The sequence below is a fragment of the Kitasatospora sp. NPDC059599 genome, assembly GCF_042735125.1.
Taxonomy (GTDB): Bacteria; Actinomycetota; Actinomycetes; order Streptomycetales; family Streptomycetaceae; genus Kitasatospora.
This window is the reverse complement of sequence record NZ_JBHWCL010000161.1, coordinates 1-10,878: the sequence shown is the minus strand read 5'-3', so window position 1 is coordinate 10,878 and position 10,878 is coordinate 1. Positions and strand designations below refer to the sequence as shown.

At 73.5% G+C, this 10,878-nt stretch carries 10 protein-coding genes; 4 read left to right on the top strand and 6 right to left on the bottom strand.

Annotation, left to right across the window (positions count from 1 at the left end):
• Window positions 1–114: 114 nt before the first annotated feature.
• Together ACFV04_RS36920 and ACFV04_RS36915 are read right to left on the bottom strand one after the other, a co-directional pair.
• Entirely contained in the window at window positions 115–762 is a 648-nt protein-coding gene (locus ACFV04_RS36920; RefSeq protein ID WP_380535290.1) for an HNH endonuclease family protein, read from the bottom strand.
• Window positions 763–970: 208 nt separating this feature from the next.
• A complete protein-coding gene (locus ACFV04_RS36915) occupies window positions 971–2,353 on the bottom strand; it encodes an amino acid permease (protein WP_380345456.1) in 1,383 nt (460 codons plus the stop codon).
• A gap of 464 nt (window positions 2,354–2,817) precedes the next feature.
• Here ACFV04_RS36915 and ACFV04_RS36910 point away from each other — a divergent pair, with 464 nt between their 5' ends.
• Window positions 2,818–3,042: a hypothetical protein gene (locus ACFV04_RS36910; protein WP_380345458.1), complete on the top strand. Its 225-nt coding sequence runs from the start codon at window positions 2,818–2,820 to the stop codon at window positions 3,040–3,042.
• Between the two features lie 63 nt (window positions 3,043–3,105).
• On the opposite strand, the gene ACFV04_RS36905 is transcribed toward ACFV04_RS36910, so the two are convergent.
• Entirely contained in the window at window positions 3,106–5,214 is a 2,109-nt protein-coding gene (locus tag ACFV04_RS36905) for an MMPL family transporter (protein WP_380535288.1), read from the bottom strand.
• A 138-nt stretch (window positions 5,215–5,352) separates the two neighbouring features.
• Window positions 5,353–6,294 (bottom strand): deoxyribonuclease IV, encoded by a 942-nt coding sequence (locus ACFV04_RS36900; RefSeq protein WP_380535287.1) that lies wholly within the window; start codon window positions 6,292–6,294, stop codon window positions 5,353–5,355.
• 221 nt (window positions 6,295–6,515) lie between these two features.
• On the opposite strand from ACFV04_RS36900, the gene ACFV04_RS36895 reads away from it, so the two are divergent.
• Genes ACFV04_RS36895 through ACFV04_RS36885 form a run of 3 tightly spaced genes read left to right on the top strand, consistent with a single transcriptional unit; the run spans window position 6,516 to window position 9,251 of the window.
• The gene (locus tag ACFV04_RS36895; protein WP_380535285.1) at window positions 6,516–7,154 is read left to right on the top strand and encodes a hypothetical protein; all 639 of its coding nucleotides are present in this window, start codon (window positions 6,516–6,518) and stop codon (window positions 7,152–7,154) included.
• Complete coding sequence (locus tag ACFV04_RS36890) at window positions 7,097–8,176, top strand: nitrous oxide reductase family maturation protein NosD (protein ID WP_380535283.1); 1,080 nt, start codon at window positions 7,097–7,099, stop codon at window positions 8,174–8,176. The genes ACFV04_RS36895 and ACFV04_RS36890 overlap by 58 nt, the downstream gene beginning before the upstream one ends.
• 40 nt (window positions 8,177–8,216) lie before the next feature.
• Entirely contained in the window at window positions 8,217–9,251 is a 1,035-nt protein-coding gene (locus tag ACFV04_RS36885; protein WP_360258225.1) for a methyltransferase, read from the top strand.
• 86 nt (window positions 9,252–9,337) lie between these two features.
• On the opposite strand, the gene ACFV04_RS36880 is transcribed toward ACFV04_RS36885, so the two are convergent.
• Together ACFV04_RS36880 and ACFV04_RS36875 are read right to left on the bottom strand one after the other, a co-directional pair.
• Complete coding sequence (locus ACFV04_RS36880; RefSeq protein ID WP_380535281.1) at window positions 9,338–10,024, bottom strand: class F sortase; 687 nt, start codon at window positions 10,022–10,024, stop codon at window positions 9,338–9,340.
• Window positions 10,025–10,126: 102 nt separating this feature from the next.
• The gene (locus ACFV04_RS36875; RefSeq protein ID WP_380345470.1) at window positions 10,127–10,585 is read right to left on the bottom strand and encodes a hypothetical protein; all 459 of its coding nucleotides are present in this window, start codon (window positions 10,583–10,585) and stop codon (window positions 10,127–10,129) included.
• Between the last annotated feature and the right edge of the window lie 293 nt (window positions 10,586–10,878).

Genomic DNA, 10,878 nt, shown 5'->3' with positions numbered 1-10,878 from the left:
GTGACCCGGAGGGCCGGTGCGGGGCGCCGTTGCACGTGTGCCGCCACTCGGGCGCCGTCGAAGGGGCGCCGTCACTCGGGTGCCGTCGATGCGGCGCCGTCAGGGGGACGCCGGTCAGCAGCCGTTGAGGATGCCGGTCAGCGCGGTCTTCTCGGCGCTGTCGACGCCGAGGCCGTAGTACTGCTTGACCTGGACCCAGGCGCGGGCGTAGGTGCAGCGGTAGGAGGCCTGGGGGAGCCACTCGGCGGGGTCGCGGTCGCCCTTGGAGCGGTTGCTGCTCGCGGAGACCAGGAGCAGCTGGGGGCGGGTGACGTCGTTGGCGAAGGCCTGGCGCTGGGCGGTGGTCCAGGACCAGGCGCCGGAGGCCCAGGCCTCGGAGAGCGGCACCAGGTGGTCGACGTCGAACGAGGAGGCGTTGGTGGTGGTCGCGTTGTCGTACGGCGAGGACCAACTGCCGCTGGTGGCCTTGCAGGAGGTGTCGGTGGCGACGTTGCTGCCGTCCCGCTTGACGACCCACTCGCGGGTGTCGCAGGTGCCGCTGATGGTGATCCAGGTCGGGAACAGCGTCCGGTCGTAGGTGCTCGCGTGGCTCTCGGCGGTGGCGGGCATCGCGGCGAGGTAAGTGCGGGCGGTGGCTGCGGAGATCGGGGTCGGCAGGGCGGCCTGGGCGGGGGTGCCGGCCGTGAGCACGGTGGCGGCGGCGAGTGCGGCGGCGGCCGGGAGGCAGGACAGGAACCGGCGTATGGACGCGGTGGGGGCCATGGCGAACGCTCCATCATCTCATCGGATGAGCTGCTGAGTTGCGTGCGCCAGTGTGGCGAACCCGTCGGCTACGCGGGTAGACCCGGGAGGTGAAATCCTCGTGGACAACCGGTCTTTACCGGTCCATTGCCTGCCGATTGCCGGACGAATCCGGCAATCGGCAAGGGAGTCGGGCGCCCGTCCGGTGGCCCGGCCGCCGACCCGGAGGTCAGCTGCGGCGCCGTCCCGCCATCCAGACGTAGACCAGGATCCCCGCGAACAGGAACAGCACGCCCTGGTAGACGGCCGCGTAGCCGGCGCCGGCCAGGAGCCAGAGGGAGAAGACGAAGGCGCCGAGCCCGAGCACCGCGTCGCGGACGAGCCGGCCGTTGTCCACCTTGTCGGTGGCGCCGCGGACCAGCCAGTACAACTGGGCGGCGGTGGAGAGCAGGTAGGGCACGGTGGCGGTGAAGGTGGTGACCAGCACCAGGGTGTCGAAGGCGCCCTTCGCGCCGCTGGCGAAGTCGAGGACGGTCAGCGCCGAGGCCAGGGCGACGCTCACCACCACGCCGAAGACCGGCACGCCGCGCCGTTCCTTCCCGAAGGCGGCCGGGAACAGGCCGTCCTTGGCGGCCGCGTACGGGGCCTGGGCGGCCAGCAGGGTCCAGCCGTTGAGGGCGCCGGTCATCGAGACCAGTGCGGCGACGGCGATCGCCGTGCCACCCCAGGAGCCGCCGAACATGGCGTCCACGGCGTCGGAGAACGGTGCGGCGGAGTGGACCAGCCGCTCGTGTGCGACGCTGCCGAAGACCGCGAGCGTGCCCAGCAGGTAGACCACCGCCGCGCCGGTGGTGCCGAGCACGCTGGCCCGACCGACGTTGCGCTCCGGGTCGCGGACCTTGCCCGCGCTCATCGCAGCGGACTCCACGCCCAGGTAGCTGAACAGCAGGATCGCCGCGGCGGCGGTCATGCCGCCCGCCCAGCCCTGGCCGTTGCCGTCGAAGGGGCCGAGGTTCTTCGGGTCGAAGAAGAACAGGCCGCCGACCGAGACCAGGAGCAGCGGGACGAACTTCAGGACGGTGGAGACGAGTTGGACGGCCCCGACGTACCTGGTCCCGGCCAGGTTCGCCAGCGCGGGAAGCCACTGGAAGGCCAGCGCGGCGGTGATGCTGAGCGCGGTGGAGTGGCCGACGGGCAGCAGCACGTCGAGGTAGCCGACGGCGGCGACGGCGAGCGCGGCGTTGCTGACCCAGGTGGTGATCCAGTACGACCAGGCGGACAGGAAGCCGGCGAAGTCACCGAAGGCCTCCCGGGCGTAGACGTACGGTCCGCCGGTGCGCGGGTTGCGGCGGGCCAGTTGCCCGAAGACCAGGGCCAGCGCGATCGCGCCCACGGTGAGCACCGCGAAGGCGACCAGGCTGACCGTCCCGTACGGGGCGACGGCGGCCGGGATCATGAAGATGCCGCCGCCGATGATGTTGCCCGTCACCAGGGCGGTGGCGGTCGCGAGCCCGAAGCGGCCGTTCTTCGCGGGGGTGGGGTCGACCGGGGCCGGGGTCTCCGGGGCGTTCGGTCGGGTCGCCTGCCGGGGTGCGGCGGGGCTGGTCTGCATGTGGGTGGTGCGCCTTTCGTGGTCCTGCTCGACCTCCGGCGGAGCGCTCGGTGGAGCGCCCGGCGGGGCACTCGGTGGAGCGTCCGGTGGAACGCTCGGTGGAGCGCGCGGAGGGTGCGGAGCGACCGTTCATGCTCGGACCGGGCGACACCTTGCACCAAATCGACGGGATTTGTTCAGCCGGTCCGGCGCTTCGCCGCAAGTCTTGCGGTGCGGCGGCGGCCCGGCGGGCACTCGTCCGGCGCGGTCCGCCCGGCCGATCGACCGCATGCGCGAACGGGCCCCTGGTTCGTCCGGGAGGGGGAGTTGCATCACCCGAATGCCTCAGTCGGGTTGCGATGGAGGCGGGTTCGTGCGCGTTCGTGTGCAAACCTGTGCCGGTGCTGCGGGGTGGCCGGGTGTGCTTGTGGCCGGCCCCGGGGCGCTTCTCCTTTCCATGCCAGAGACCACCCAAAGGACATCTGATGTCGTTTCGTGGAAACGTCCGCAAGCTCGCCGTGATCGCCGCCGTGACGGGCGCCGCCGCCTTCGCGGTGCCGGTGCCGGCGATGGCCGCTTGGCACGCGTCGGACTCGTCCAGCTCGGCGAGCCTGGAGACGGGTTCGGCCGGTGTCGGCCTGTTCGGCCCGCACGCCAGCTGGCTGAACGCGCACGAGCACTCCGACGACAAGTGCATCGGCGACTGCTGACCGACGCCTGACCGGCTGTCGATCGAGGACCGGGCCCGGGAACCGCCGCAGCGGTTCCCGGGCTCACTCCTGTCCGCCCGGCGGAGCCGCCGCGACCGGGGCCGCGACCGCGTCCGGTCGGGACAGCCGCCCCGGCCACCAGATGTGCCGGTCGAGGTCCATGGTGAGCGCCGTGACCAGCACCGAACGCACGATCAGGGTGTCGAGCAGCACGCCGAGGGCCACCGCGAAGCCGATCTCGGCGAAGCCCACGATCGGCAGGGTGCCGAGCACGGCGAAGGTGCTGGCCAGGATCAGGCCGGCCGAGGTGATCACGCCACCGGTGGCGGACAGCCCGTTCAGCGCCCCCTGCCGGGTGCCGTGCTGGGCGGACTCCTCCCGGATCCGGGTCATCAGGAAGATGTTGTAGTCGATCCCCAGCGCGACCAGGAAGACGAAGACGAACAGCGGGAACGCGTTGTCCTGGCCCTGGAAGTGGAAGACGTGCGCGAAGAAGAACGCACTGATCCCGAGCGCCGCCGCGTACGACAGCACCACGGTCGCGATCAGCACCAGCGGCGCCGTGACGGCCCGCAGCAGCAACGCCAGGATCAGCAGCACCACGCCGAGGACCAGCGGGATGATCGCCCGGTTGTCGGCGGCGGAGGCGCGCCCGGCGTCCAGTACGACGGCGGTGCTCCCGCCGACCTTGGCGTCCGCGTTCGGCACGGCGTGCACGGCGGCCCGCACCCGGTCGACGGTGTCCTTGGCGGCCTGGCTGTCCGGCGGGTCGGCGAGGGTGGCCTGGAACAGGGCCTGCCCTTCGCGGATGACCGGCGGCGTGGTGGCCGCGACCCCGGCCGTCGTCCTGGCGGCGTCCCGGACGGCGGGCGCGCCGGTGTCGGTGGAGATGACGGTGAGCGGTGCGCCCGTTCCGCCGGGGAAGTGCTGCTCCAGCACCTGCTGGCCGATCACCGAGTCCGGTTTGCCGGTGAAGGTCCCGGCGGTGCTGAGGCCGTTGGCGTCGAGCGAGACCAGTCCGATGCAGCAGACCCCGAGCGCCAGCGCCGTGGTCACCCACACCTTGCGCGGCCGGCGTCCGATCCAGGTGCCGATGTGCGCCCAGCGGCCGGTCCTGGTCGGCTCCGGCGTGCCGTACCCGGGCCGGACCGGCCAGAACACCCAGCGGCCGACGATCACCAGCAGGGCGGGCAGCAGGGTGAGCATGGCCACGAGGGCGACCAGGACGCCGATCGCGCAGACCGGGCCGAGGCCGCTGGTGGAGTTCATCTGGGCGACCAGCAGGCAGAGCATGGAGATGATCACGGTCGCCGAGGAGGCGAGGATGGCGGGCCCGGCCCGGTGCAGGGCGAACGCCATCGCCTCGTGCCGGTCCTGGTGGCGGCGCAACTCCTCCCGGTAGCGGGCCGTGAGCAGCAGCGCGTAGTCCGTCCCCGCGCCGAGCACCAGGACGATCAGGATGCCGGCGCTCTGCGCGTTGACGGTCAGACCGGAGTGCTTGGCGAGCAGGTAGATGATCGCCTCGGCGACGACCAGCGCCCCGGCCGCCGAGACCAGCGGCAGGACCCACAACACCGGGCTCCGGTAGGTGAGCAGCAGCAGGATGATCACCACACTGACGGTGGCGACGAGCAGCGAGCTGTCGATGCCCGCGAAGGCCTCGGCCTGGTCGGCGGCGACTCCGCCGGGCCCGGTCACGTGGGTGATCATGCCCTGACTGCCGTCGGCGGCGATCCGGCGCAGCTGGTCGACGGCGGGTTTGAGGTCGTTCCAGCCGTTGCTGCCGATGTCGATCGGCACGGTGGTCTGCATGGCCTGGCCGTCGGTGGACACCACCGGACCGTTCACCGGTCCGACGACGTGCGGCACGGCGGCGAACTGGACGGCGTCGCGGGTGGCCTCGGCCCGGTCGGCGGGGGTGATGCCACCGGCCCGCTGGTACACCACGACGGCCTGGGCGGTGTCCACCGGCTGGAAGACCCGCTGCTCGTCGAGCACCCGGGTGGACTCGGCGTTGCCGGGCAGCCAACTGGACGCCTGGTTGTCCTCGGCGCCCATCAGCTTCCCGGCCAGTGGACCGGCGGCCACCAGCAGTACCAGCCACAGCGCGAGCACCACCCACTTGCTGCGGCGCCCGCACGGCAGCGCGGCGAGGTTCCGGGTCGGAGACATGAAACGACCCCCTGGAAGGCCGGCGGCAGTGATCCGTTCCAGCCTGCCACCGGCCCCGTCATCCGGCAGCTCCAGGCGAGGACGCGGAGGCCGACGCGGATACGGACCGGAACGCCGGAACGCCGGGGCCCGGAGCGCTCAGACGCGGACCGCCGCCCGCTCCCGCAGCTCCTTCAGCACCGTGATGTCCAGCGCGTGGCCCGTGCCGTCCCCGCCGTGCTTGCGATCCGGGGTCTCCACCAGCAGCGGCACGCCGGCCGTCTCCGGGTGCTCGAACAGCTCGCGGAACGGTTCCGCGCCGATCATCCCGGCGCCGATGTTGGCGTGCCGGTCCTTGCGGGCACCGACCACGTCCTCGGAGTCGTTGGCGTGGATCAGCCGCAGCCGGCCCGGACCGGCGGCGGAGGCCAGGGCGTCCAGCGCGGCCGTCACCCCGCCGGGTGCCGCCAGATCGTGCCCGGCGGCGAAGGCGTGGCAGGTGTCCAGGCAGACCCCGACCTTCGGGTGGCCGTCCAGGGCCTCGACGTACTCGGCCAGTTCCTCCAGCCGTGAGCAGAGCGAGCTGCCCTGGCCGGCGGTCGGTTCCAGCAGCAGCCAGGGCGCGTCCTCGCCGAGCGCGTCGAGTTCGTCCAGCAGTGGCCGGACGTCCTCGCGGACCTGCGCCATCGCCTCGGCCCGGCGCGATCCGCCGTCGGGCGCGGTACCGACCGCCGAGCCGGTGTGCAGCACCACGCCGAGTGCGCCGATGGCGTGTCCGCGGCGCAGCGAGTGGCGCAGCGAGTCGGCCGAGCGTTCGCGGGTGGCCGGGTTGTCCGAGCCGAAGTTGATCAGGTAGGGCGCGTGCACCCAGGCCGGGATGCCCTGGTCGGCGCAGGCGGTGCGGAACTCCTCGTCCTGCGCCGGGTTGCCCGGGGGAGTGGCCCAGCCGCGCGGGTTGGCGACGAACACCTGCACCGTCTCGGCACCGACCCGTCGTGCGTACGCCAGTCCCGTCCCGGCCAGCCCGCGTCCGGCCACCGGGACGTGGGCGCCGATCGGGTTGCGGACGGTGGCGACGGGCGGTACGAGCGCGGTGGTCATGGCCCCGAGCATGTCACGGGCCGGGGCGGCGGCGCCGGGCAGGTCGAGGCGGGCGCCGGACGACGGGTCGACGCGGGCGCCCGAGGACCTGACCTCCCGGGGCCCGGCGAAACGATCCTCTGTACTCCATCGAGTGAATCGGGCGGGGAATCCAGGCCCGGTGACCTCCAGCTCCGTCACGATCCGTGACCAGGGGGACCCGTGACCCCGAGGAGGCGACCGTGACCACCGCCGAACCCGTCGAGACCGTCGACCTGCGCGCCGACCAGCTGATCCGCGACCCCTTCGGGGCCTTCGCCGACCTGCGCGAACGCGCCCCGCTCGCCCGCGCCACCGTCCCCGGCGTGGACCCGGTCCGGCTCGCCGTCCGCTACCAGGACGTGCGCACCGTGCTGTCCGACCCCCGCTTCGCCAACGACGTGCACACCGTCGACACCGCGGACGCGGCCGGGTGCCCGGCTGGCCCGGCCCGGGACACCGACGTGCCCGCCCCGGCCCACCGCACCGACCGGACCCCGCCCCGCGCCCACCGGGAAACACCCCCGCGCCCCGCCCCCCCCCGCGGTCGGGCGCGGCGTCATGTCCGCCCGGTGCGCGCCACGCCGGGCCGCCCCACTCCCGGCCGACGCCCCGTCAGTCCCACGGCCCAGCCCTGGTGGCGACCCCATCCGGGCGACCGTACCGTCGACTCGGCCGCACCCACCGGCCGTCACCGTCCGGGCACAGCGCGTCAGTCCACACCGCCGGCCCGGGCCCCGACACCCCACGAACACCGCGCGCGCCGAAAGACAGGTCACCACTCATGCCCACGCGACGGGTCCACCACCTCGCCGCGGCCACCGCCGCCGCCACCGCCCTGACCACCGCCCTCACCGCCCTGGCCGCCGTGCCCCCGGCGCACGCGGCCGCCGGCACGTTGCACCTCGTCCAGCCGGGCGAATCGGTTCAGCAGGCCGTCGACGCCGCGAAGCCCGGCGACACCGTCCAACTGCTCCCCGGCACCTACCGGGGCAGCGTCCGCATCACCACCGCCGACCTCACCCTGCGCGGATCCGGCGCCGACACCGTGATCACCCCCGGCACCGGCACGGAGAACGCCTGCGCCACCGCCGGGCACGGCATCTGCGTGGTCGGCACCGAGCAGGCCCCGCTGGCCGGCACCACGATCGAGGCCCTCGCCGTCACCGGCTTCACCAAGAACGGCATCGACGCCAGCGGCACCACCGGCCTGACCGTCCGTGCCACCTACGTCCACCACAACGCCCAGCAGGGCATCAGCCAGGAGATGTCCACCAAGGCCACCATCATCGGCAACCGCTCGACCGACAACGGCCAGTCCGGCGTCTTCCTCGCCAACTACGCCTACCGCGAGGGCGGCGCGCCCGACACCGGCGGCACCGTGGTCGAGGGCAACGAGCTGACCGGCAACCGGGTCGGCGTCACCGTCCGCCGGCTGCGCGCACTGACCGTCGAAGGCAACGACATCAACGGCAACTGCGGCGGCGTCTTCGTGGTCGGCGACGAGGGCGTGCCCCGCGCCGGGGACCTCGACGTGCGGCACAACAGGGTCGTCGCCAACAACAAGTTCTGCCCGGCCAACCCGCGCCTGGGCGCCATCCAGGGCGCCGGCATCGTGCTCACCGGCACCGAGGACACCCGGGTCACCGACAACGAGGTCCGCGACAACACCGGCAGCTCGGACTTCTCCGGCGGCATCGTCCTCTTCAAGAGCGCCGTCGGCACCTCCAACACCCGGGCCGTCGTCACCGACAACCACCTGAGCGGCAACGCCCCGGCCGACCTCGCCGACCGCGACGCCGGCGCCGGCAACACCTTCGCCCACAACACCTGCGAGCGTTCCGAGCCCTCCGGCCGCTGCTGAGCACCCCGACCCCCCGCCGCCCACCCCCAAGGAACCGCGAATGACCACCGCACCCACCCACACCGGCCCGCAGGCCGCGATGCGCCTGCGCGAACTCGTCTTCGGCGCGGCCTGCGCCGCCGCCGTCCGCGCGGCCGCCAGGCTCGGCGTCGCCGACGCGCTCGGAGACAGCCCGACCACCGTCACCGATCTCGCCGCCGCGCTCGACACCGAACCCCGCCAACTGCGCCGCCTGCTGCGCGCGCTCACCTGCTACGGCATCTTCGCCGAGAGCGGGGACGACCGCTTCGAGCACACCGAGATGTCCCGGCTGCTGCGCGAGGACGCCCCCAACTCCCTGCGCTACATCTCCCTCTGGTGCACCGAGCCGTGGACCTGGGAGGCCTGGCCCAAGCTGGACGAGGCGGTCCGCTCCGGCCGCAACGTCTTCCCCGAGCTGTTCGGCAAGGAGTTCTTCGACTACCTGCACAGCGAGGGCGGCGACTCGGCGAAGGTCTTCGACAAGGCGATGACCACCTCCAGCCGGCAGTCCGCCCAGGACTTCGCCGACTACCTGGACCTCACCGGCGTCGACTCGGTGGTCGACATCGGAGGCGGCCAGGGCCACGTCCTGGCCAGCCTGCTGGAGAAGCACCCGGCGCTGCACGGCACCCTGCTCGACCTGCCCAAGGTCGTCGCCGGTGCCGACCCCCGGCTGCGGGAGGGCGGCCCCTTCTCGGCCCGGGCCCGGCTGGTGCCGGGGGACTGCCGGGTGGACATCCCGGTCCGCGCCGACCTCTACATCATCAAGAACATCCTGGAGTGGGACGACGAGAGCACCCGCCGCACCCTCGCCAACGTGGTGCGGGCGGCCCGCCCCGGCGCCCGCGTCGTGGTGGTGGAGAACCTGGTCGACAACAGCCCGTCGATGCGCTTCACCACCGCCATGGACCTGATGCTGATGCTCAACGTCGGCGGCGCCAAGCACTCCGAGGAGAGCATGGTCCGGCTGATGGAGGAAGCCGGCCTGACGGTCACCGAGGTCTGCCCGGTCAACCCCTACCTGCACGCCTTCGAGGCCACCGTCCGCGGCTGACACGGCTCACGCGGCAGTCCGGCACACGACGACCGTCGGCCCCCGGGGACACCGGGGGCCGACGGTCGTTCCGTGCGGGCGCCGCGTCAGGCCTTGTGCGAGGACTCCAGGTGGGCGAAGACCACCACGTTGTCCAGGTAGTCCCGCCGCTTCTTGTCGTACGCGCCGCCGCAGGTGATCAGGCGCAGCTGGGCGTCGGGCGTCTTGCCGTACACCTTCTTGTCGGGGAACGCGTCCTTGGCGAAGGTCTCCACCGAGTCCACCGAGAAGACCGCGACGGTGCCGTCGGCGCGGCTCACCTCGACCTTGTTGCCCGGCAGCAGCAGGCTCAGCAGCAGGAACACCGCCGGGCCCTTGGTGGTGTCCACGTGCCCGGCGACGACCGCGCTGCCGCGCTCGCCCGGGGTCACGCCGTCGCGGTACCAGCCGACCAGGTTCTTGTCGTCCGGCGGCGGCGCGTTGAGCTGGCCGGTCGGGCCGAGGGTCAGCTCGGTGAACGGCGCGTCCACGGCGATCTGCGGGATCCGCAGCCGGGTCGGCTTGGCGCTCTTGAGCGCCGGCGTACCCGGTACGGCGGCCGCGGGCGGCGGGGAGGCGGCCGACGGCCCGGGGACGGCAGGCGCGGCGGCCGCCGGGGGAGCGGCCTGGGTCGCCGCCTCGTCGGTGCGCGGCCCGGTGTCCACCGAGTTGTAGATCAGCAGCAGACCGACCGCTGCCGCGCCCATCCCGGCGCGCAGCAGCCGGGGCATTCCAGAGGCGGGACCGCCCGTCATTCCTGTCCTCCGCTCAACCGGTTCCGAACGGCCCGCCACCCCCGGGGCGCCCCGTCCCGGCCGGGGAGGCGCCCGGAGGCGGCGGAAGCAGGGTGCGGGGCGTCAGGCGACCGCGCCGGAGGCACGGCGGCCGCGGCGCAGGGCGTAGGCGCCGGCCCCGAGGCCGCCGAGCAGCAGCACCGCGCCGGAGGCGAGGCCGCCGCCGGACAGCGCCAGGCCGCCGCCGCCGGTGTGCACGCCGCCGTGCGGGGTCGTGTGCTCCTCGTCCTTGCTCTCGGTGCCCTTGTGCTCGCCGGAGCCCTTGTGCTCCTCGGTGCCCTTGTGCTCCTGGGAGGCGGCACCGCCCATCTTGTCGTCGGCGGGCTTCGAACTGTCGGCGGGCTTCGAACTGTCCGCGGGCTTCGAACTGTCGGCCGGCTTCGAGCCGTCGGCGGGCTTCTCCTGCCAGGTGAGGTTCTTGCCCTGGTCGGAGGAGGAGCCGTCGGCGAAGGCCATGGGGGCGCCGGCGGTCAGGACCGCGGCGACGGCCGCCGCGGCGAGCAGGGTGCGTGCAGAACGCATCAGGTTGTTCCTTTCGGTGCGCGGACCGCGACTGCCGGCACGGTGCCGGACAAGGGGACTCGCGGGGGGTGCGCCTGATCCACCGTCATCCACCGTGCCGCCGCCTGCCACCGGAGCGTGGCAGCGCCGGTGCGGACTGTGCGCCCTTCGGGTGGAGTCCAGGGAGTGTTCACCCGGCTGCGCCGGTGATCCGGGTGAATCCGCCGCGGGCGCGGGAGAGCGCGCGGCCGGGCCGGGGTGGAGAGCCGGAGCGCGCGACGGGCCCGCCCCCGGCACACGGCCGGGGGCGGGCC

Excerpts from the sequence above, each read along its gene's own strand:
- ACFV04_RS36920 (WP_380535290.1), bottom strand. The coding sequence starts at position 762 with ATGGCCCCCACCGCGTCCATACGCCGGTTCCTGTCCTGCCTCCCGGCC.
- ACFV04_RS36915 (WP_380345456.1), bottom strand. The coding sequence starts at position 2,353 with ATGCAGACCAGCCCCGCCGCACCCCGGCAGGCGACCCGACCGAACGCC.
- ACFV04_RS36910 (WP_380345458.1), top strand. The coding sequence starts at position 2,818 with ATGTCGTTTCGTGGAAACGTCCGCAAGCTCGCCGTGATCGCCGCCGTG.
- ACFV04_RS36885 (WP_360258225.1), top strand. The coding sequence starts at position 8,217 with ATGACCACCGCACCCACCCACACCGGCCCGCAGGCCGCGATGCGCCTG.
- ACFV04_RS36905 (WP_380535288.1), bottom strand. The coding sequence starts at position 5,214 with ATGTCTCCGACCCGGAACCTCGCCGCGCTGCCGTGCGGGCGCCGCAGC.
- ACFV04_RS36875 (WP_380345470.1), bottom strand. The coding sequence starts at position 10,585 with ATGCGTTCTGCACGCACCCTGCTCGCCGCGGCGGCCGTCGCCGCGGTC.
- ACFV04_RS36880 (WP_380535281.1), bottom strand. The coding sequence starts at position 10,024 with ATGACGGGCGGTCCCGCCTCTGGAATGCCCCGGCTGCTGCGCGCCGGG.
- ACFV04_RS36900 (WP_380535287.1), bottom strand. The coding sequence starts at position 6,294 with ATGACCACCGCGCTCGTACCGCCCGTCGCCACCGTCCGCAACCCGATC.
- ACFV04_RS36890 (WP_380535283.1), top strand. The coding sequence starts at position 7,097 with ATGCCCACGCGACGGGTCCACCACCTCGCCGCGGCCACCGCCGCCGCC.